The 511-nt window shown below is 34.8% G+C and carries 1 protein-coding gene; it reads right to left on the bottom strand.

The window, feature by feature from the left end:
* The coding region (locus AB4232_RS22625; protein WP_198592582.1) for a cytochrome ubiquinol oxidase subunit I at positions 1 to 228 on the bottom strand (228 nt) is incomplete at its 3' end.
* Positions 229 to 511: the final 283 nt, after the last annotated feature.

Raw genomic sequence — 511 nt, 5'->3', positions numbered from 1 at the left:
CTGGAACTCCATGGTTAAGCCTGTCGCTACACCAAGAGCAAAGTTAATACCAAACAATTTACCCCAGAACTTAGTCATGTCCTTGTAAATTTGCTTGCCAGTCATTACATAAACTGACTCCATAATGGCAAGTAGAAATGCCATACCTAAAGTCAGTGGAACAAATAGGAAGTGATACATCGCTGTAAATGCAAATTGCAATCGCGACAGATCAACAACATCAATCATGGTAACTCCTTTGTGTCGGCTGAATGACACTTGTGTGATTATTCACCGCAAAAATCCGTGTTAAAACAATTCGTGAGATTGTTATTACAAATTGAAATTTGTAGTAAAAACGTACCGTTATAGTTAGATTATTGTTAAGCATGAGCTAATATAGCTGACGCTAATATTACTGATAAAATCAGTATGTTTCAAAAGGTTTATAGGAGAACCTTGCGTTGATTTGTATCAATTTTATTCAAGCAAATTAGAGTTATTTTTGAACAGTTATGATTAAAATCACACC

It is taken from the genome of Vibrio sp. 10N.286.46.A8 (assembly GCF_041470165.1).
GTDB classification, from domain to species: domain Bacteria; phylum Pseudomonadota; class Gammaproteobacteria; order Enterobacterales; family Vibrionaceae; genus Vibrio; species Vibrio tasmaniensis_A.
This window is presented reverse-complemented; position numbering and strand designations above follow the sequence as displayed.